14 protein-coding genes are annotated in these 20,617 nt (G+C 72.2%); 4 read left to right on the top strand and 10 right to left on the bottom strand.

All coding sequences use genetic code 11. The features are described 5' to 3' along the window. Nucleotides 1-32: 32 nt before the first annotated feature. The 9 genes from ABZT87_RS20820 to ABZT87_RS20780 form a co-directional block, all read right to left on the bottom strand. Nucleotides 33-674, bottom strand: coding sequence for an SRPBCC family protein (locus ABZT87_RS20820; protein ID WP_355137468.1), 642 nt, complete (start codon nucleotides 672-674; stop codon nucleotides 33-35). After that, nucleotides 674-1,039 carry a metalloregulator ArsR/SmtB family transcription factor gene (locus tag ABZT87_RS20815; protein WP_355137466.1) on the bottom strand — a complete coding sequence of 122 codons (366 nt, stop codon included), beginning with the start codon at nucleotides 1,037-1,039 and terminating at the stop codon, nucleotides 674-676. Before ABZT87_RS20815 ends, ABZT87_RS20820 begins: the two co-directional genes overlap by 1 nt. 28 nt (nucleotides 1,040-1,067) lie before the next feature. Continuing rightward, a complete protein-coding gene (locus tag ABZT87_RS20810) occupies nucleotides 1,068-3,158 on the bottom strand; it encodes a xanthine dehydrogenase family protein molybdopterin-binding subunit (protein WP_355137464.1) in 2,091 nt (696 codons plus the stop codon). Next, nucleotides 3,155-4,138, bottom strand: a complete 984-nt coding sequence (locus ABZT87_RS20805) for a xanthine dehydrogenase family protein subunit M (protein WP_355137462.1) — start codon at nucleotides 4,136-4,138, stop codon at nucleotides 3,155-3,157. The genes ABZT87_RS20810 and ABZT87_RS20805 overlap by 4 nt, the downstream gene beginning before the upstream one ends. Continuing rightward, entirely contained in the window at nucleotides 4,135-4,632 is a 498-nt protein-coding gene (locus ABZT87_RS20800; RefSeq protein ID WP_354862173.1) for a 2Fe-2S iron-sulfur cluster-binding protein, read from the bottom strand. Before ABZT87_RS20800 ends, ABZT87_RS20805 begins: the two co-directional genes overlap by 4 nt. Nucleotides 4,633-4,790: 158 nt before the next feature. Then, entirely contained in the window at nucleotides 4,791-6,209 is a 1,419-nt protein-coding gene (locus tag ABZT87_RS20795; protein ID WP_355137460.1) for a GH1 family beta-glucosidase, read from the bottom strand. After that, nucleotides 6,206-7,045, bottom strand: a complete 840-nt coding sequence (locus ABZT87_RS20790) for a carbohydrate ABC transporter permease (protein WP_007460899.1) — start codon at nucleotides 7,043-7,045, stop codon at nucleotides 6,206-6,208. The genes ABZT87_RS20795 and ABZT87_RS20790 overlap by 4 nt, the downstream gene beginning before the upstream one ends. Then, nucleotides 7,038-8,030: a sugar ABC transporter permease gene (locus ABZT87_RS20785; RefSeq protein WP_355137458.1), complete on the bottom strand. Its 993-nt coding sequence runs from the start codon at nucleotides 8,028-8,030 to the stop codon at nucleotides 7,038-7,040. Before ABZT87_RS20785 ends, ABZT87_RS20790 begins: the two co-directional genes overlap by 8 nt. Nucleotides 8,031-8,100: 70 nt before the next feature. Continuing rightward, nucleotides 8,101-9,399 (bottom strand): sugar ABC transporter substrate-binding protein, encoded by a 1,299-nt coding sequence (locus ABZT87_RS20780; protein WP_354863172.1) that lies wholly within the window; start codon nucleotides 9,397-9,399, stop codon nucleotides 8,101-8,103. A 237-nt stretch (nucleotides 9,400-9,636) separates the two neighbouring features. Between ABZT87_RS20780 and ABZT87_RS20775 the strand changes: the two genes are divergently transcribed. After that, nucleotides 9,637-10,839, top strand: coding sequence for an ROK family transcriptional regulator (locus ABZT87_RS20775; RefSeq protein ID WP_354863171.1), 1,203 nt, complete (start codon nucleotides 9,637-9,639; stop codon nucleotides 10,837-10,839). Between the two features lie 338 nt (nucleotides 10,840-11,177). After that, the gene (locus ABZT87_RS20770) at nucleotides 11,178-13,817 is read left to right on the top strand and encodes a discoidin domain-containing protein (RefSeq protein ID WP_355137456.1); all 2,640 of its coding nucleotides are present in this window, start codon (nucleotides 11,178-11,180) and stop codon (nucleotides 13,815-13,817) included. Between the two features lie 110 nt (nucleotides 13,818-13,927). Here ABZT87_RS20770 and ABZT87_RS20765 read toward each other — a convergent pair whose 3' ends face one another. Next, nucleotides 13,928-15,250 carry an FAD-dependent oxidoreductase gene (locus ABZT87_RS20765; RefSeq protein WP_355137454.1) on the bottom strand — a complete coding sequence of 441 codons (1,323 nt, stop codon included), beginning with the start codon at nucleotides 15,248-15,250 and terminating at the stop codon, nucleotides 13,928-13,930. Between the two features lie 134 nt (nucleotides 15,251-15,384). On the opposite strand from ABZT87_RS20765, the gene ABZT87_RS20760 reads away from it, so the two are divergent. Further along, nucleotides 15,385-16,626, top strand: coding sequence for a TIR-like protein FxsC (locus ABZT87_RS20760; protein WP_355137452.1), 1,242 nt, complete (start codon nucleotides 15,385-15,387; stop codon nucleotides 16,624-16,626). A 12-nt stretch (nucleotides 16,627-16,638) separates the two neighbouring features. Then, nucleotides 16,639-20,550, top strand: a complete 3,912-nt coding sequence (gene fxsT, locus ABZT87_RS20755) for an FxSxx-COOH system tetratricopeptide repeat protein (protein WP_355137450.1) — start codon at nucleotides 16,639-16,641, stop codon at nucleotides 20,548-20,550. Nucleotides 20,551-20,617: the final 67 nt, after the last annotated feature.

Raw genomic sequence — 20,617 nt, 5'->3', positions numbered from 1 at the left:
GCAGGCGGGCCGGCCGCCGTCGTCGGAGCCGCTCAGGCTTCCGGAGTGCCGGTGTAGAAGGCGGTGGTGCGCTCGGCGGCGGCCTTGGCCTCGTCGGCGTCGGTGCCGGCGGCGATGCTCGCCTCGCACCACAGCTGGCTGCTCAGCTCCATGGCGCGTCGTCCCTCGGCGGAGGCGACCCACTCGGCGCTGTCCTCCGGCCGGACGCCGCTGCCGTCGCCGGAGAGGTAGGTGGCAAGACCGAGCAGGCCCAGGTCCCAGCCGACGCCGACCGCGCCCGGCCCGAACTGTGCCCACCGGTCCTGGTCGACATGCGCGATGTGGTCCAGGTCGAGGCGCGCCCGCTCGTCGCCGACCGGCGTGACCCGCACCTCGATCCAGCTCACCTCGCCGCCCATCTCCCAGGTGGCGGTGAAGCGGTGCGGAGGCTCGCAGCTCTCGATGGTGCCGTGGGCGTTGCCCTGGAGCTGGTACGTGCCGTGCAGCCGCAGGTCGCCGCTGATCGGCAGGAACCAGCGGGGGATGCGCTCGGCGTTGGTGCAGGCGTCCCACAGATCCTCGGCCGTCGCCTGGTAGGTCTGGCTGATCGTGGTCACCCGGGCCTCGCCTGCGGCCAGGGTGCGGCTGCCGACCTGCCGCTGGACGGCGTTGATCTGCTCGGTCGCGTCGAACATCAGGTGTTCCTCTCCTCGGGTGGGTCGGCGGGCCCGCGCAGGCGACGTTCGCGTCGGCCCCGGGCCAGCTCGGTGGCGAGTGCCGCCAGGGGTGGCGCCCAGAACCGGCGGAAGTGCTCCAACCAGCCGTCGACCTCGCGCAACGGGCGTGGGTCGACCGCGTACAGCCGCCGGGCGCCCTCTGGCCGCACACTGGCGAAGCCGTTGTCCCGCAACACTTTGAGGTGCTGTGACACGGCGGGCTGGGAGATGCCGAACTCGTCGCGGATGACCGCGCTGACCGCGCCCGCGGTCTGCTCGCCGTCGGCGAGCAGCTCCAGGATGCGGCGCCGGACCGGATCGCCCAGCACGTCGAAGGCGTGCACGGGGACATTTATATCACCGCTGGCTTATTTAAGCCAAACCTGAAACTCCGACCAGCTTGTCCAACCGGATCGGCAGGTCCCGGATGCGGACGCCGGTGGCGTGGTGGACGGCGTTGGCGACCGCCGCCGCGGTGCCGACGATGCCGATCTCGCCGACGCCCTTCACCCCGGCCGGGTTCAGCTCGTCGTCCCGCTCGTCCAGCCAGTACGCCTCGATGGCCTCCACGTCCGCGCAGCCGGTGATGTGGTACGCGGCCAGGTCGTGGTTGACCCAGTCGCCGTAGCGCTCGTCGAGCAGGCCCTCCTCGTGCAGCGCCATCGACAGCCCCATCGTCATGCCGCCGATCAGCTGACTGCGCGCCGTCGTCGGGTTCACCACCCGGCCGGCGGCGAACACCCCGAGCATCCGGTTCACCCGCACCTCGCCGGTGTCCGCGTCCACCCGCACCTCGACGAACTGCGCCCCGTACGCGTACCGGGGCCGCTCGGGCTGCCCGCCCACCTCGTCGGTGGTGTCCGCCTCGGCGCTGACCTCGGTGCCCGGCGGTGCACCGTCGCGCAGCTTCCCGCGCAACGCCTCGCAGGCCCGGATCACGGCCCAGCTCCACGAGGCGGTGCCCATCGAGCCCCCGGCCACGGGAGCCACCGGGAGGTCGCTGTCGCCGATGCGGATCTCGACCCGCTCGGGCGGCACCCCCAGCGCGTCGGCGGCCACCTGCCAGAGCGCCGTCCTGGCGCCGGTGCCGATGTCGGTGGCGTCGATCCGTACCAGAAAGGTGCCGTCGGGCCGGGCGGTGGCCGCCGCCGAGGACGGTCTCGCCCGGGCCGGGTAGCTCGACCCGGCCACCCCGGTGCCGATCAGCCACCGCCCGTCGCGCCGGGCCCGAGGCGTGGGATCCCGCTGCGCCCAGCCGAACCGCTGCGCCCCCTCGCGCAGGCAGGCCACCAGATTGCGGCTGGTGAACGGCTCCCCCTGGTCGGGGTCGACCTGGGCGTCGTTGCGGATCCGCAGCTCCACCGGGTCGACGCCGACGGCGATGGCCAGCTCGTCCATCGCCGACTCCAGGGCGTACGCGCCGGGGCACTCGCCGGGGGCGCGCATCCAGAACGGCGTGGGCACGTCGAGGCGGACCAGCCGGTGGGTGGTGCGCCGGTGCGGCGCCGCGTACATGCTGCGGGTGTAGACGGCGATCTGCTCGGCGAACTCCCGGACGGTCGAGGTCTGGCTGATCGCGTCGTGACAGACCGCGGTGAGCCGACCGTCGGTGTCGGCGGCGAGGCGGACCCGTTGGATGCTGGACGTGCGGTAGCCGATCGGCCCGAACAGCTGCTGGCGGGTCAGCGCCAACTTGACCGGGCGGTCCACGTGCCGGGCGGCGAGCGCGGCGAGCACCACCGCCGCCTTGGCGGAGCCCTTGCTGCCGAAGCCGCCGCCGACGTGCTCGGCGATGACCCGCACGGACTCCTGGGGCAGCCCGAACAGCTCGGCCAGCGTGGTCTGCACCGGCGCGGCGCCCTGGGTCGAGTCGTGCACCAGCAGCCGCCCGTCGTGCCACCGTGCCGTCGTGGCGTGCGACTCCATCGGATTGTTGTGGTACGCCGGTGTCCGGTAGGTGGCGTCCACCCGCACCGGCGCGGCGGCGTACCCGGCGTCGAAGTCCCCCTCGGCCGTGTCCGTCGGATAGCTGGGGTTGACGTGCTCCGGCCGGTACAGGCCGGGGTGGTCGTCGGTGAGCACGGTGCTGTGCGGCGCGGCGTCGTAGTCGATGCGCACCAGTCGGGCACCCTCGCGGGCCGCCTCCAGGCTGGTGGCCACCACGACCGCGACGAACTGCCCCCGGTAGTACACCGCCGGCTCTTGCAACAACCACAGCTCCGGCTGCGAACCCGGCGCGATCCGGGGCGCGTTGCCGTGGTGCAGTACGGCGAGCACGCCGGGCGACGCCAGCGCCTCGTCGGTGTCGACGCGGGTGATCCGGCCCCGGACCACGGCCGCCGGCACCGCCCAGCCGTAGGTGACGCCGTCCACCGGGTACTCCACCGCGTACCGGGCCGTGCCGGTGACCTTCTCCCGACCCTCCAGCCGGGGATGCGCCCGACCGACCGCCCCGGTGCTCACGCGGCTGCCAACTCGCTGAGCACCCGCACCGTGATGGCCCGGGTCAGCGGCAGCTTGAAGCCGTTGTGCCGCAGCGGCCGAGCCTCGGTCAACTCGGCGTCGGCGGCCCGCGCCGCCAGCTCCGGGCTGAACAGTCGACCCCGCAGCTCCTCCTCGGCCCGGTACGCCCGCCACGGCCGGTGCGCCACCGCCCCGTACGCCAGGCGTACGTCGCGGACCACGTCGCCGTCGAGGTCGAGGACCGCGGCCACCGAGCCGGCCGCGAAGGCGAACGACGCCCGGTCGCGCACCTTGAGGTACGCCGAGCGGCGCGCGGCCGGCAACGCGGGCAGCCGTACGGCGGTGATCAGCGCGCCACGCGCCAGAGTCGTCTCCCGCTCCGGTTGCGCGCCGGGGGAGCGGTACAGCGCGGCGAGCGGGACGTCGCGGGGACCGTCGGCCTCGTGCACCTCCACCACGGCATCCAGCGCGGCGAGGGCGACCGCCAGGTCCGACGGGTGGGTGGCCACGCACTGTTCGGACCAGTCCAGCACGGCGAGGTCGCGGTTCTGCCCGTGCAGGGCGGCGCAGCCGCTGCCCGGGTCGCGCTTGTTGCACGCCTTGCCGGTGTCCTGGAAGTAGACACAGCGGGTGCGCTGCAACAGGTTGCCGCCGGTGGTGGCCAGGTTGCGCAGCTGACCGGACGCGGCGGCGAGCAGGGCGCGGGCCAGCACCGGGTAGTCGCGGCGAACCGCCGGGTGGGCGGCGAGGTCGCTGTTGCGCACCGTCGCGCCGATGCGCAGCCCACCGTCGGGCAGCTCCTCGACCGTGTCCAGAGGCAGCCGGGTCACGTCCACCAGCAGCTCGGGCCGCTGCACCCCGAGCTTCATGAGGTCCACCAGGTTGGTCCCGCCGCCCAGGTACGCCGCGTGCGGCTCGCCGGCCAGCACCGCGACGGCGTCGGCCACGTCGGCCGGCCGGTGGTAGCGGAACGGCCTCACGGCGTGGTCGCCGTCTCGCGGATCGCGGCGACGATGTGCGGGTACGCCGCGCAGCGGCAGAGGTTGCCGGCCATCCGCTCCCGGATCTCGGCGTCGGTCAGCTCGGGCGGCGAGTCGAGGTCGTCGGTGACCGCGCTGGGCCAGCCCCGGGCGACCTCGTCGAGCATGCCCCGGGCGGAGCAGAGCTGCCCCGGGGTGCAGTAGCCGCACTGGAACGCGTCGTGTGCGACGAACGCGGCCTGCAACGGGGACAGGTCGTCCGGACCGGCGAGCCCTTCGACGGTCAGCACCGACCGGCCGTCCACCGTGACCGTGAAGACGAGACAGCTCTTCGCCCGGCGACCGTCCAGCAGCACCGTGCAGGAGCCGCACTGACCGTGGTCGCAGCCCTTCTTCGCCCCGGTCAGGCCCAGGTGCTCGCGCAGCGCGTCGAGCAGGGTGGTGCGGTTGTCCAGCGTCAGCTCACGGCGGTCGCCGTTGACCTCGAACGCCACCCGGGACGAGTGACGCTCGTCGGTCGTCGTCTCGTTCTCCGGTCCGCCCCGCACCGGCCCAGACTATCGGCAGTGGCACATAAGCGGGCGAATTACGCACAGAGCCCATCGTGGGGCGCCCCGGGCGCCGCCGGCTGCGGCGCCCGGGGCTTGCGGGCTCAGGCCACCGGCGCGGCGGCGTCGGTGGCGTCGGTGGCGCGGGCGAGGTGTCGGTGGGCGCGGATCAGCTCCGCGTAGCGCAGGCCGCTCGCCTTCACCGTCCGCCGCTGGGTGGCGTAGTCGACGTGCACCAGCCCGAAGCGCTTGTCGTAGCCGTACGCCCACTCGAAGTTGTCCAGCAGCGACCACACGAAGTAGCCGTCCAGCGGTACCCCCCGGGCCACCGCCGACGCGCACGCCGCCAGGTGCTGCTCCAGGTGGTCGGTGCGCTCCTTGTCCTCGACCGTGCCGTCGGCGGTGACCTCGTCGAGCCACGCCGAGCCGCTCTCGGTGACGATGATCCGCCCCGGCCGGTACTCCTCGTGCACGTCGACCAGCAGTCGCTCCAGGCCCGCCGGGTACATCTCCCAGCCCATGGCGGTCTCCACCGAACCGGGCACCGGCACCTGCTTCGCGTACGGCGCCGGGCCGGTCGGGTCGTCGACGACCAGTTGACGGAAGTAGTAGTTCACCCCGAGGAAGTCGGTCGGCGTGGCGATCACCGCCAGGTCGTCACCGCGCACCGGCGGCTCGACCCCGTACGTGTCGATCATGTCGGCGGGGTAGCCGCGCCCGTGGATCGGGTCCAGCCACCAGCGGTTGATGTGCCCGTCGGCCCGCCGGGCCGCCGCGACGTCCTCGGGTCGGTCGGTCGCCGGCTCGATCGGGCTGAGGTTGAGCACCAGACCGACCGACGCCGGTCGGGCGGCGTTGGCCCGGATCGCCTGGGTGGCCAGGCCGTGCCCGAGCAGCGCGTGGTGCGAGGCGTGCACGGCGCGGGTCAGGTCCCGCTCGCCGGGGGCCATCTTCCCCTCCAGGTGCCCGATCCAGCACACGCAGAGCGGCTCGTTGACCGTGTTCCAGTCGGCCACCCGGTCGCCGAGGCGGGCGGCGACCACCGCCGCGTAGTCGGCGAACGCCTCGGCCGTGGCGCGCTCCGGCCAACCGCCGCGATCCTGGAGAACCTGCGGCAGGTCCCAGTGGTAGAGCGTGACGAACGGCCGGACCCCGTCGGCGAGCAGCGTGTCGACGAGCCGGTCGTAGAAGTCCAGCCCGGCGGGGTTGACCCGCCCGACGCCGTCGGGCATCACCCGGGGCCAGGCCACCGAGAAACGGTACGCGTCCACGCCGAGCCGGCGCAGCAACGCAAGATCCTCCGGCCACCGGTGGTAGTGGTCGCAGGCCACCGCGCCGGTGTCGCCGTTGTCGACGTTGCCGGGGATCGCCGAGAAGGTGTCCCAGATGGACGGCGCCCGGCCGTCGACGTCGACGGCCCCCTCGATCTGGTACGCCGCCGTGGCGACGCCCCAGAGGAAGTCGGGTGGCAGCTTGGACAGGTCGGGCACGGGACGGTTCTCCTCCGGGATGGGGTGACTCACTTGACGGCACCGGCGGTGAGGCCGGCGACGAAATAGCGCTGCAAGGCCAGGAACCCGGCGACGACCGGGATGCTGACCACCAGCGAGGCGGCCATGATCTGGTTCCAGTAGACGTTGAACTGGGTGGAGTAGCCCTGCAGGCCGACGGCCAGGGTGCGGCTGCCCTCGTCGGTCATCACGGAGGCGAACAGCACCTCACCCCAGGCGGTCATGAACGCGTACACGGTCACCGCGACCACGCCGGGCACGGCGGCCGGCAGGATGACCCGGAACAGGATGCGCAGCGGCCCGGCCCCGTCGACCTGCGCCGCCTCGTCCAGCCCGCGCGGGATCGAGTCGAAGTAGCCGACCAGCATCCAGATCGAGAACGGCAGCGAGAAGGTCAGGTAGGTGATGATCAGGCCGGTGCGGCTGGCGTACAGCTCGATGCCGGTGGCGTTGCCCAGGTTGACGTAGATGAGGAACAGCGGCAGCAGGAACAGGATGCCGGGGAACATCTGGGTGGACAGCACCGTCACCGAGAAGACGCCCCGGCCGCGGAACCGGTATCTGCTGACCGCGAACGCCGCGAAGATGGCCACGGCCACCGAGCAGACCGCCGCGACGCTCGACACCACCAGGCTGTTGACCAGGTAGCGGGCCAGCGGCACGGTGCTCCACATGTCGACGAACGGTTGCAGGGTGGGCCGGCTGGGCCACCAGGTGAACCCGTTCTGCACGTCCCGCAACGGTTTCGCCGCCGAGGTGACCATCACGTACAGCGGAATGACGACGAAGAGGGTGAGCAGGGTCAGCACGATGCGCCGGCCCCAGCGCTCACCGGCGGTCTCACGCATGGTCGTCCCTCCGGCGGTTGGTGATCAGCAGGTACGCGGCCGAGACGACCAGCAGGAACAGCAGCAGCGCCACCGACATCGCCGAGCCCGACCCGAAGTCCCAGGTCTTGAAGGAGCTGCGGTAGATGTGGATGGAGATCAGGTCGGCCTGCTCGGGCGCGGAGCCGCCGAAGAGCACGTACGGGGTGTTGAAGTCGTTGAACGTCCACAGGAACAGCACCAGCAGCAGCACCAGGTTCACCGGCCGCAGCATGGGCAGGGTGACCGAGCGCAGTCGGCGCCAGAATCCCGCGCCGTCGATCGCGGCGGCCTCGTACAGCTCGCCCGGCACGTTCTGCAGGCCGGCCATCAGGCAGAGGAACGCGAACGGCCAGTTGCGCCAGACCGACACCACCAGCAGTGACCAGAAGCTGTTGTCGCCGATCAGCCAGAAGGGCCGCTCGTTCAGCAGCCCGAGCTGGTCGACGAGCACGTGGTTGACCAGGCCGGTGTCGCGCTGCAGCAGGAAGCTCCAGGTGATCACGGCGGTGTAGACCGGCAGGGCGTACGGGGTGAGGAACAGCGCCCGCAGGATGGCCCGCCCGCGAAACGGCTTCTGCAGCACGACGGCCGCGGCGATGCCAAGCAGCCAGGCGAACCCGACCGAGAGCACGCTGTAGACCAGGGTCACCCAGAACGAGTGCAGCAGCTCCTTGCCCGCGGCGGAGTTCAGGTCGAGCGTGGCCCGGTAGTTCTCCAGCCCGACGAAGGGCGCGGTGGACCAGTCCCGGATGTGGAACTGGGTCAGCTCCAGCAGGCTCATCCAGACCCCGACGACCATCGGGATCACGTGGATGGCGAGTTCCAGCACGATGGCCGGGGCGAGCAGCAGGTACGGCAGGAGCGAGCGGCGGGGCCCGCGCGGCCGGCGGGCGGCCCCCCGGGCGGGTGACCCGGCCCGGGGTACGCGCCGGTCGGCGTTCGGCGCGGTGGTGCTGGTTGCCATCGGGGTCCTCTCGGAGGCGGTGGCCGTGGCCGGGCTCGTCGCCCGACCACGGCCACCGGCGCTGCGTGGGTCAGCGCATCTTCTGCTGCGCGTCGGTCAGCTTCGCCTTCACCGACTGTTCGGTGACCGGCTTGCCGCTCGCCGCGTCGGCGAACAACTCCTTCATCGCGGTGCCGACCAGGGTCTCGAAGGTGCTCTCGTCGGGCACCTGCGGCAGCGGGGCGGCGGTGGTGACCAGCGTCTCCTGGATGCTCTTCTGCTCCGGCGCGCTGAACGCCGGGTCGGAGGCAGCGGTCTTCACGGCCGGCAGCGAGCCGTACGTCTTGTTGAGGAGCGTCTGCTCCTCGTCGCTGGTCATGAACTTGACGAAGCTCAGTGCGCCGTCCTTGTTCTTGGTGTGCTTGAAGACCGCCATGTTGATGCCGGCGACCATGCTGTTGACCTTCTTGCCGCCGGCCGGCGGGCTGGCCAGGAACGGCACCGGGGCCACCCCGTACGCGTCGGCAGGCATGTTCTGCGTCTTGAGGTTCGAGCCGGCGGACTGCCAGAGCAGCATGGCGGCCTTGCCGTTGGCGAAGTCGGAGACCGACTGGTTCTGCGCGTACTCCGCGTTGCTCGGATTGGTGATCTTGTCGGCGGCCATGAAGTCGATGTAGCGCTTGATGGCCGAGACGTTCTGCGGGGTGTCGAAGGTCGGCTTGCCGGCCGAGTCGAACCACTCGCCGCCGTACTGCTGGCTGAAGGTGAAGGCGTGGTGCGCGTTCTCCGACGGGTTGGCGCCCTCGATCGCCAGGCCCCACTTGCCGCCGGTGCTGAGCTTCTTGCCGTACTCGGCGAGCTGCTCCCAGGTGGTCGGCGGCGCGGTGATGCCGGCGTCGGCGAACGACTTCTTGTTGTAGTACAGGCTGTACGCCATGCTGTAGAGCGGCACGGCGGCCGGCGGCTTGCCAGGGGCGCCGGCGGCGGCGAGCGCGGCGGGCACGATCCGGTCCTTGCCGCCCACGGCCTGCAGGGCGGCGTCGTCGAACTCGACGAGCGCGCCGGTGGCCTGCAACGACGCCGACCAGGTGTTGCCGATGTTCACCACGTCCGGGCCCTTGCCCGAGGCGGCGGCGGCGAGCAGCCGGTTGAGCAGGTCCGACCAGGGGACGACCTCGACGTTGACCTTGATGCCGGACTGCTTCTCGAACTTGTCCAGCTCCGGCTGGAGGATGGTCTTGTCGGCCTCCAGGCTGGCGCCCTGGTTGCTGGCCCAGTAGGTGAGGGTCTTGGGCGATGCGGCGGAGTCGTCGCCGGAGCCGCCACACGCGGTCAGCGATGCGGCGGCCAGTACGGCGGCGGTGAATATCCCGAGGTGTCGTCTCGACACGGTCAGCCCTTCCGGTGCGTGGTGGGGGTCCGCCGGCCGCCGTCGTCGATAGGGGTGCGGCGACGGTTGCCGGCTGCGGACGGGGTTTCTCCGGATGCGCCGTCGGGGGTCCGTCGGCGTTTCCCGGGAGTTACATCACGGCTTAATGAATGTCGTCATTAAAGTTGCTGGCAGGTGGGTCGTCAAGCACGGTGCGGTTACAGTCGCCACCAACGGCCGATGGGAACGAGGTGACGAGTGGAGCTGGCGCGTGCCACCAACCGGAGCGTCCGGCTGCGCAACCGGTCCGCCCTGCTGACGAAGCTCTTCCTCGATGCTCCGCTCACCCGGCAGGACCTGGTGCGCAGCACGGGACTGAGCCAGCCGGCGGTGAGCAACGTGGTGGCCGACCTGATCGACGAGGGCATCGTCGCCGAGGCCGGCGCCGCCGAGTCCGACGGCGGCCGCCCCAGCATGCTGCTGCGGGTCGCCCCCCGGTACGCCTTCGTGATCGGCGTGGACGTCGGCGAGACCCGGGTCCGGGTCGAGCTCTTCGACTTCGCGATGACCCTGCTCGCCAGCATCGAGTACCCGCTCGACCCGGCGCGCACCGAGCCCGACGTGGTGGCCGGGCACGTGCTGGCCGGCATCGAGGTGGTCACCGGGAAGGCCCGGGTGGCCACCGCCGACGTGCTCGGCGTCGGCATCGGCGTCTCCGGCGTGGTCGAGCAGGGCGTCGAGGCCGTCGTGCACGCCCAGGCCCTCGGCTGGGACCGGGTGCCGCTGGAGCGCCTCATCGCCGCCGGCACCGACCTGCCGCTGCACATCGACAACGGCGCGAAGACCCTCGGCCAGGCCGAGATGTGGTTCGGCGCCGGGCGCGGCGCCCGGCACGCCGTCTTCGCGCTGGTCGGCTCCGGCGTGGGCGCGGCCGTGGTGACCAACGGCGCCACCTACCGGGGCGCGTCCAGCAGCGCGGGGGAGTGGGGGCACACCACCCTGGTGTACGGCGGCCGGGCCTGCCGGTGCGGCGCGCGCGGCTGCCTGGAGGCGTACGTGGGGGCGGAGGCGATCATCGACCGCTACCGCGAGGCGCGTCGGGGTCGCGCCGTGCCGGGCGAGGACGAGGAGTCGCAGCTCGCCGCGCTGGTCACCGCCGCCGAGTCGTCGGCCACCGCCCGCCGGGTGCTGGACGACACCGCCGGCTATCTCGGCGCGGGGGTGGCCAACCTGATCAACCTGTTCAACCCGGAGCGGGTCGTCCTCGGTGGGTGGGCGGCGATGGCGCTGGGCGATCTGCTGCCGGCCGTCCGCGAGGCCGCCGGTCGGCAGGCGCTGCGCCAGCCGTACGAGCAGGCGTCGATCGAGCTGTGCCGCCTCGGCGTGGACGCGGTGGCCCTCGGCGCGGCCACCCTCCCGATCGCCCGCTTCCTCACCGACGGCGGCGTCCGCCGCACCTGACCCGCCTGACCCGCCTGACCCCGCCTCCTCCTCCACCCGGTGATCAAGAGGTTCGCGTCATCCTGGGCGCGATTTCTGACGCAAACCTCTTGATCACCGGAAGTGGTCGGGGTTGGGGGGACGGGGGTGGGGGTTGGGAATTACACAAAACCGATCCTCGGGATAAATAACGAAGTTATAGATCGATGTCTTGACTCCGTCGCAACCTCGCCGCAACACTCCTACGAGAGCGCTCTCCTCTCCCCGCGGCGTCGCATCGGCGGCACCACCCACGGCACCACGGGCGAAAACCGCTCCCCACCCCCGGCGTCCGTAACGCCCTATCGACAGGCGATGTCATGACATCTCGTGCTACATCCGTACGCCCGCGTCCCCGGCGGCGGACCGTCCGGCACCTCCTCGCCGGAGTCGCCGTGGCCCTGGTGGCGGCCCTGACCCCGGCCGTGGCCACCGCCCCGGCGCAGGCCGCCCCCACCCTGCTGTCGCAGGGACGCCCCGCGACCGCCTCGTCCACCGAGAACGCCGGCACCCCCGCGTCGGCCGCTGTCGACGGCAACACCGGCACCCGCTGGGCCAGCGCCTTCAGCGACCCCCAGTGGCTCCAGGTCGACCTGGGCGCGCGGGCCACCATCAGCCAGGTCAACCTGCTCTGGGAGGGCGCCTACGGCCGCGCCTTCCAGATCCAGACCTCTGACGACGCGGCCACCTGGACCACGATCTACTCGACCACCACCGGCGCGGGCGGCACCCAGAACCTCACCGTCACCGGCGCCGGCCGGTACGTGCGCATGTACGGCACCGCCCGGGGCACCGGCTACGGCTACTCGCTCTGGGAGTTCCAGGTCTATGGCGAGACCGACGGCGGCACCTCCACCTGCGGCAGCACCAACGTCGCCCAGGGCAGCCCGGCGACCGCCTCGTCCACCGAGAACGCCGGCACCCCGGCGTCCGCCGCCGTCGACGGCAACACCGGCACCCGTTGGGCCAGCGCGGCCAGCGACCCGCAATGGCTGCGCGTCGACCTCGGCAGCACCCGCACGATCTGCCGGGTGACGCTCACCTGGGAGGCCGCGTACGCCCGGGCCTTCCAGCTCCAGACCTCCGCGGACGGGTCCACCTGGACCACCATCTACTCGACCACGACGGCCACCGGCGGCACGCAGAGCCTCACCGTCACCGGCAGCGGTCGCTACCTGCGCGTGTACGGCACCGCCCGGGGCACCGCCTACGGCTACTCGCTGTGGGAGCTGGCGGTGAACACGACCGGCGGCGGCACCACCGAGCCCCCGGTCGGCACCACCGACCCGTACAACCCCAACCTCGGGCCGAACACGTACGTTTTCGACCCGAGCACGCCGACGTCGACCATCCAGAGTCGACTGAACACCCTCTTCACCCAGCAGGAGACCAACCAGTTCGGCCCGCAGCGCTACGCCGTGCTGTTCAAGCCGGGCACCTACACCGCCGACGTCAACCTCGGCTTCTTCACCCAGGTCGCCGGGCTCGGCATGAGCCCCGACGACGTCAACCTCAACGGCCACGTCCGCACCGAGGCGTTCTGGATGGGCGGCAACGCCACCCAGAACTTCTGGCGGGCCGCGGAGAACCTCTCGGTCACCCTGCCCGCCGGGCAGACCGTGGAGCGCTGGGCGGTGTCGCAGGCCGCGCCGTACCGGCGGATGCACCTGCGCGGCGCGCAGAACCAGATCCAGCTCTGGAACGGCGGCGACGGCTGGTCCAGCGGCGGCCTGCTGGCCGACACCCGCATCGACGGCCTGGTCGTCTCCGGCTCGCAGCAGCAGTGGTACTCCCGCAACAGCGAGTTCGGCAACGGCTGGACCGGCTCGGTGTGGAACATGGTCTTCCAGGGCGTCGTCGGCGCCCCGGCGCCGAGCTTCCCCAACCCGTCGCACACGGTCATCGCGCAGACCCCGCAGGTGCGGGAGAAGCCGTTCCTGTACGTCGACGGCACCGGTGAGTACCGGGTCTTCGTCCCCGCCCTGCGCACCAACTCGACCGGCACCAGCTGGTACAACAAGACCCCGGCCGGATCGTCGATCTCGCTGTCGCAGTTCTTCGTCGTCCAGCCCGGCACCAGCGCGGCCACCATCAACGCGGCCCTCGCCCAGGGCCGGCACCTGCTCTTCACCCCGGGCGTGCACCACGTGACCGAGCCGATCCAGGTCAACCGGGCCGACACGGTCGTCCTCGGCCTCGGCCTGGCCACCATCCAGGCCGACAACGGCAGCGTGGGGATGCGGGTGGCCGATGTGGACGGCGTCAAGGTCGCCGGCCTGATGTTCGAGGCCGGCACGACCAACTCGCCGGTGCTGATGGAGGTCGGGCCGTCCGGCTCGGCGGCGAGCCACGCCACGAACCCGACCTCGCTGCACGACGTGTTCTTCCGCATCGGCGGGCCGCATGTCGGCAAGGCCACCAACACGCTGACCGTCAACAGCGACAACGTGATCGGTGACCACATGTGGCTGTGGCGGGCCGACCACGCCGCCAGCGGCGTACCGACCGGGTGGACGCTGAACACCGCCGACACCGGACTGACCGTCAACGGCGACAACGTCACCATGTACGGCCTCTTCGTCGAGCACTACCAGAAGTACCAGACCGTCTGGAACGGCAACGGCGGCCGGACGTACTTCTACCAGAACGAGATGCCGTACGACCCGCCCAACCAGGCCGCCTGGATGAACGGGTCGACCCGGGGGTACGCCGCGTACAAGGTGGCCGACTCGGTCACCAGCCACGGGGCGTGGGGCCTGGGCAGCTACTGCTACTTCAACGTCAACCCGGCCGTCGTCGCGGACCGGGCCATCGAGGCGCCCACCAACTCGAACGTGCGGTTCACCAACATGGTGACCGTCTCGCTCGGGGGTGTCGGCACCATCAACCGGGTGATCAACAACGCCGGCGGGACCGCGAACGCGGCCACCCAGCAGGTGTACCTGACCACCTACCCCTGACCGGCGCGCCCGCGCCGGCCCGTTCGCGCACGTGACCGGGCTGGCGCGGGTGGCACCGCGGGCCGGGCCGGCCCGGTCCCGCCGAAGACCGGGCCGGCCATGGTCACACCTCAGTACGCCAGCACCTCGGCCGCCGCGCGCTCGCCCGCGCGTACCGCCCCCTCCAGATAGCCGGCCCAGCGGGTCGCCGTCTCGGTGCCCGCCCAGTGCACCCGCCCGACCGGCGCTCGCAACCGCGGCCCGTACGTGCGCCACGCCCCCGGAGTCAGCACACCGCCGAAACAGCCCCGCGTCCACTCGTCGGCCGACCAGTCGTACTCGACAAGCGCCACCGGATCCGCCGCGCGCGGCCCGACCACGGCCGCGAACGCGTCGAGCACGCACTCCCGCCGCCGCGCCGGGGACATCTCCCGCAGCGCGGCGGCGTCGCCGGCGTAGCTGAACCCGGTCAGCACGCCGCGCGGCGAGGTCGGGGTGGAGTTGTCCACCGTCTCGGTGAGCGGTCCGGCGCTGCTGGTGGACACGCCGGAGCGCCCGTCGGCACGCCAGAACGGCTCGGCGTAGACGGCGTGCACCTTCCACGCCGACCCCATCGGCATCCGCTGCGTCAGGCCGTCGCGCAGCGCCGGCAGCGGGGGGTCGTACCGGATCCTGCCGGCCAGCGCCGGTGCCAGCGCAACCACCACGGCGTCGCCGTCGACGGGCCCGGCGTCGGTGCACACCGTTACCCCGTCCGCGTCCTGCCGGATCGTGTGCACCGCGGCGCCCAGCCGCAGCGTCTCCGGCGGCAACCCGGCCGCCATCCGCTCGGCCAGAGCCGCGGGACCGCCCACGATCCGGTCCTGCTGCGCGCCGCCGGCCATGCCCAGCAGTGGCCCGGTGCCGCCCGCGCTGCGCAGGTAGAACAGCAGGTGCAGCAGGGACAGCTCGTCCGCGGCGGTAGCCAGCAGCCCGCCGGCGAGCAGCCGCCCCAGGTAGTCGGCCGTGTCGGCGTCCCCGGCCGTGGCGCGCAGCCAGCCGCCGAGCGTCGTCGCGTCCCACCGTGCGGCCTCCGGCGCCCGCCACGGCTCGGCCGGGTCCAGGACGGCGGCGTACCCGTCGAGCAGCCCGAGTACCCGGGCGACCTGCGCCGGCGGGTCGGGTCGCCGCTCGCCGGCCCACAGCAGGGTGGACGCGCCGAGCGCCGCCGAGGCGAAGGTGACCAGCCCGTGCTCGGCGACCAGCGCGTACATCCGGTTTTGGGTCGGGCCGATCCACTGGGCGCCCAGGTCGAGCTGCGTCCCGTCGGGCAGCCATCGGGTCAGCACCCGCCCGCCGACGCGGTCGCGGGCCTCCAGCACCCGCACGCGCGCGCCGGCCCGGTGCAGCGCCGCCGCGGCGGCGAGACCGGAGAAGCCGGCGCCGACCACGACCACCCGGAGGCCCTCGGACACGGCGACGGTCTACCCCAAAGCGTCGGGCATATGACTCTTCGCGGGCCCGCAGCGATGATCGCGGTCCGGGTGGGGTGGCATCGACGGTCCTATACTGTGCCTACCGGTCGTGGAACCCGTGAGCGGAGGCGGGCGTGCCACTCTTTTTCCTGAGTTACGCCCAGGAGGACAACCGCAACAGCCAGATACAGGAGTTCTTCGTCGATCTCAGCGAGGCGGTGGCCGGGCTGGCCGCCCTCCACTGGGACGAGGCGGGGTTCATCGACGGGCACATCCCGCTCGGCAGCACCTGGCCGGACACCCTGTCCGACGCGTTGTCCACCAGCGCCTGCCTGGTCGCGCTCACCTCGCCGCGGTACGTCGTCAGCGACTACTGCGGTCGGGAGTTCCAGGTCTTCGCCGACCGGATCGACGAGCACGAGCGGCAGTTCCACGTTCGTCCGCCCGCGATCGTGCCGGTGCAGTGGCTCCCGTGCGACCGGCTGCCCACGGCGGTCGCCGGCTTCCAGTACCGCAACTTCCACACCGGCACCGCCTACGCCCAGGACGGCCTGCTCACCCTCAAGCAGCGCAAACGGCACGAGGACGATTACAAGGACTTCGTCGACGCGCTCGCCCGGCACATCGTGCAGACCGCCCGCGACCACACCCTGCACCGGCCGGCGCAGCGCCCCGTGCTGTCCAAGGTGACCAGTGCCTTCGACCGGCCGGCGAGGCCGCAGGCGCACCACGGCCCGAGCATGTCGACGGCGGTGCAGCGGGCCACCAGTGCCCGGCACGTGCACATCGTGCTGGTCGCCGGCAGCTCCGCCGAGCTGGCCGGCAGCCGGCCCGGCGCCGAGGACCGCTACGGCGCGGTCTCGCGGGACTGGCGGCCGTACCGGCCCGAGCTGGAGGTGCCGATCGGCAGCTGGGCCGGGGCCATCGCCACCACCAAGAGCTACGGCTGGACGGTGGAGGACGCCGAGGAGCTGGCCGTGGTCCGGGAGTGGGCGCGGGCGCACAACCAGATCGTCGTGCTGGTGGTCGACGTCTGGTCCGCCGACCTGCCGCGCTACCAGGTCAGCCTGATCGGCTACGACCGGGACGTGAACTCGCCGCGGGCGCCGGTGCTGGTGCCGTGGACGGCCGCCGACGACGCGGCTGCCGGCGGCAACCGCAAGATGTGGGACACCCTGGCCCGGGTGCTCCCGCATGACGTGCTGCACAACACCCGCGACGTGTGGCGCACCGAGATCGCGACCTCCGCACGCTTCCAGGAGGAACTGGAGGACGTGCTGGTGGTCGAGCAGGGTCGGATCTACCGCACGGGCACGGTCTACCAGGAGCCGCCCACCGACGGCTCCGGTCTTCGCCCGATCCTCGAAGGTCCCTAGGGGAGGCACGCCATGGCGGTGAACGAGACGGCACGCGGCCAGATCGTGACCTTCTACTCGTACAAGGGCGGCACCGGCCGCACGATGGCGCTGGCCAACGTGGCCTGGATCCTGGCCAGCCAGGGGTTGCAGGTGCTGGTCGTCGACTGGGACCTGGAGTCTCCGGGCCTGCACCGCTACTTTCATCCGTTCCTGCGCGACAAGGAGCTGCGCGCCACCCCCGGCGTCATCGAGATGATCTGGGATTACTCGATCGCCACGATGCAGCGCAACCGTGACGAGGACTCCCAGGAGATCCTCACCGGTCATGCCAAGATCCAACGACGCGCGGTCTCGCTGAACTGGGACTTCAGCCACGGCGGCGTGATCGACTTCGTGGCCGCCGGGCAGCAGGACTCGGCGTACTCCCGGCTGGTGAGCACCTTCGACTGGGCCAACTTCTACGAGCGGCAGGGCGGCGCGTCGTTCATCGACGCGGTCCGGGCGCAGATGCGCGCCGAGTACGACGTGGTGCTGATCGACAGCCGCACCGGCCTCAGCGACGTCGCCGGCATCTGCACCGTCCAACTGCCCGACCTGGTCGTCAACTGCTTCACCATGTCCACCCAGAGCATCCGTGGCGCGGCGGCGGTGGCCCGCTCCATCCGCAGCCAGCGCCCGGACGACCCGCCGCTGCTGCTGCCGGTGCCGATGCGCGTGGAGGACGCCGAGCTGCGCAAGCTGGAGACCGGTCGGGACCTGGTCCGCGCCGAGTTCGCCCCGTTCCTCGACCACCTCTCCGACGCGGCGGCCGCCCGCTACTGGAACACCATCGAGGTGCCGTACCGCACGTTCTACGCCTACGAGGAGATCCTCGCCGCGTTCGGCGACCGGCCCGAGCAGGTCGGCACCCTGCTGGCCGCGTACGAGCAGCTCGCCTCGGTGATCACCGACGGGCGGATCACGCAGCTGCACCCGATCGGCGAGACGGACCGTCGCCGCTCGCTGGCCGAGTTCGAACGGAGCCGGCTCACCGCCGAGCAGGCCGTGCTGCTCAGCTACGCCTCCGCCGACCGGCTCTGGGCCGAGTGGATCACCGACCAGTTGGAGGACGCCGGGCTGCGGGTGGACCGCCGCGCGCTGGACGTGCCGCTGCTCGCCGGCGGGCGGGCCGAGTTCGACCGGGCCGTCAGCGGCGCCAGCCGGGTGCTGGCCGTGCTCACCCGGCACTACGCGAGCACCTCCCTCGCGGGTGAGGTGTGGAAGACCGCCACCGGCCGCGACCAGCTCGGCGGCGGGGGAGTGCTGGTGCCGCTGCGGGTCGACGAATCGCGGCTGACCGCCCCGTACAGCGAGCACAGCCCGGTCGACCTCACCGACAGTGACCCGTCCACCGCGCGGACCCGGCTGCTGGAGGCGGCGGGAACGCCGACGATCACGGCCGGCGGTCGCGCGGTCGGCCGGTTCCCCGGCCCGTTCCCGGCGATCTCCAACGTCCGCCAGCACGGGACGCCGTTCGTCGGCCGCGCCGCCCAGCTGGAGGCGCTGCGCGACCGGCTCACCACCTCGCCGGACTCGGCCACCCAGGTCGTGCACGGCCTCGGCGGCGTCGGCAAGACCCAGCTCGCCGCCGAGTACGCGCTGCGCTTCGGCCGCGACTACGACCTGGTCTGGTGGATCCCGGCGGACAGCGAGGACCGCATCCGCGGTGGTCTGGCCGACCTCGGCCAGGCGATGGGGCTGGGCACGGGCGGCGGCGCCGAGGCGGCCCGCCGGGTGCTCGACACGCTGCGCCGCGCCGGGCCCGACCGGCGCTGGCTGATCGTCCTGGACAACGCCGACAAGCCCACCCGCGCCACCCGGTCGCTGCTGCCGCAGGGGCCCGGCCACGTCCTGCTCACGACCCGCGACCAGAGCTGGAGCGAGTACGCCACCGCGACCGAGCTGACCGTCTTCGACCGCGCCGAGAGCGTCCAACTGCTGCGCGACCGGGTCCGCGGGCTCACCGAGGCCGAGGCCGCCCAGGTGGCCGAGAAGCTCGGTGACCTGCCGCTCGCCGTCGAGCAGGGCGCGGCGTACCTGCGGGCCAGCGCCATGCAGGTCGAGAAGTACCTCAGCTCGCTGGACACCCCCGGCCTGCTGCGCATCCTCGACGGCCGGCAGTCCGCCGGCTACTCCAAGGCGCTCGCCGCGACCTGGCTGTTCACCCTCGGCCAGTTGCGCGAGGAGAAGCCGGCGGCGGCCCGGCTGCTGGAGCTGTGCTCGTTCTACGCGCCGGAGCCGATCCCGGTCGCGATGCTCACCGGCGACCGCTTCGCCAGTTTCATGGCCCCGATCGACCCGACGCTGACCGACCCGATCCTGCAGGGCCTGGTCACCGCCGAACTGGGCCGCTACGGCCTGGCCCAGGTCGACGCGGAGAACAACTCGGTGCGGATCCACCGGCTGGTCCAGCTCGTCATCCAGGACCAGCTGGCCGACCCCGACGAGGCCCGCCGGGAGGCCCAACTGCTGCTCGCCGCCGCCAGCCCACGCGACCCCGACAGGCCGGTCAACTGGCCGCAGTACGCCGAGCTGTGGCCGCACGTACGCCCCAGCGGCCTGCACCTGTCCACGATGGACGAGGCCCGGCAACTGGTCGTGGACATCGTGCGCTACCTCTACCGCCGGGGCGACTACGACACCAGCCGCGCACTGGCCGAGGAGTCGCTGGCCGCGTGGCGCGACACCGACGAGGACGACCCCACCAAGCTGCGGATGCGCTTCCACCTGGCGAACGTCCTGCGCGCGCAGAGCCACTTCGACGGGGCGTACGAGATCGACCGGGACGTCTACGACCGGCAACGGCGGATCTTCGGCGAGGAGCACCTCTACACCCTGATGACGGCCCGCAGCCTCGGTGCGGACCTGCGCGCCCAGGGTCTCTACCACGAGGCCGAGGCGCAGGACCGGCGCACCCTGGAGCTGAGCGTGCGCAGCTTCGGCGACGACAGCGGCCGTACGCTGACCGCGGAGAACAACCTCGCCGTGTCGCTGCGCCTGGTCGGTGACTTCCGCGGCGCTGCCGCGCTCGACCAGAACATCCACGAGCGGCGGCGGGACCGCTTCGGTGAGGAGGATCCGTCCACCCTCGCCTCGGCCAGCAACTACGGGCGTGGCCTGCGCGACACCGGCGAGCTGTGGCGGTCGCACAGCGTCCTGCAACGCACCTACACCATCCAGCAGAAGGTGATCGGCGCGGACCATCCGGAGACCCTGCGGACGGCGAAGGAGCTGGCGCTCACCCTGCGTCAGCTCGGGCGCTTCGCCGACGCGCACCGGCTGATCGAGCGGACCGTGGTCCGCTACCAGCGCACCCTCGGCGGTGAGCACGCCGACACGCTCTCCGCCGAGATGGCCCTGGCCACCACCTGGTCGGCGGTGGGCGACAACCAGACCGCCCTGCGGGTGGCACGCCGCCTGCGCGACGGCTACAACGAGGTGCTCGGCGAGTCGCACGCCATCACCCTGGCCTGCCTGAACAACCTCGGCGTGCTGCTGCGCAAGCAGGGCGACCACACCCAGGCCCGCGAGCTGTCCCAGCGGGTCCGCGACCAGTTGCTGACCAACCTCGGCGAGCGGCACCCACACACCCTGCTGGCCACCCTCAACCTGGCCAACGACCTGTTCGCCCTCGGTGACCGCGACAACGCGTTGCTGCTGGACACCACCGCGTACGTGGAGCTGACCCGGGCGCTGGGCGCCGAGCACCCGGACACGCTCTCCGCCTCGGTCAACCTGGCGTTGAGCCGGCAGGCCACCGAGAGCGAGGCGGACGCCGGCCGGGCGCTCTACGACGAGGCGTTCGGCCAGTTGGTGCAGCTCTTCGGCGGTGACAACCCGCGGGTGATGCAGGCCCGCCAACGGGAACGCTCCAACGCCTACATCGAACCGGCGCTGCTCTAGTGGGACGGGATGGTGCATATGTCGAGGCGGCGTAGGCCACGGAGCCGGGTCCCCGCCGAAGGGCCGC

Source organism: Micromonospora sp. NPDC005237 (assembly GCF_040607775.1).
GTDB lineage: Bacteria > Actinomycetota > Actinomycetes > Mycobacteriales > Micromonosporaceae > Micromonospora.
This window is presented reverse-complemented; position numbering and strand designations above follow the sequence as displayed.

Excerpts from the sequence above, each read along its gene's own strand:
- ABZT87_RS20820 (WP_355137468.1), bottom strand. The coding sequence starts at position 674 with ATGTTCGACGCGACCGAGCAGATCAACGCCGTCCAGCGGCAGGTCGGC.
- ABZT87_RS20790 (WP_007460899.1), bottom strand. The coding sequence starts at position 7,045 with ATGCGTGAGACCGCCGGTGAGCGCTGGGGCCGGCGCATCGTGCTGACC.
- ABZT87_RS20785 (WP_355137458.1), bottom strand. The coding sequence starts at position 8,030 with ATGGCAACCAGCACCACCGCGCCGAACGCCGACCGGCGCGTACCCCGG.
- ABZT87_RS20770 (WP_355137456.1), top strand. The coding sequence starts at position 11,178 with ATGACATCTCGTGCTACATCCGTACGCCCGCGTCCCCGGCGGCGGACC.
- fxsT (WP_355137450.1), top strand. The coding sequence starts at position 16,639 with ATGGCGGTGAACGAGACGGCACGCGGCCAGATCGTGACCTTCTACTCG.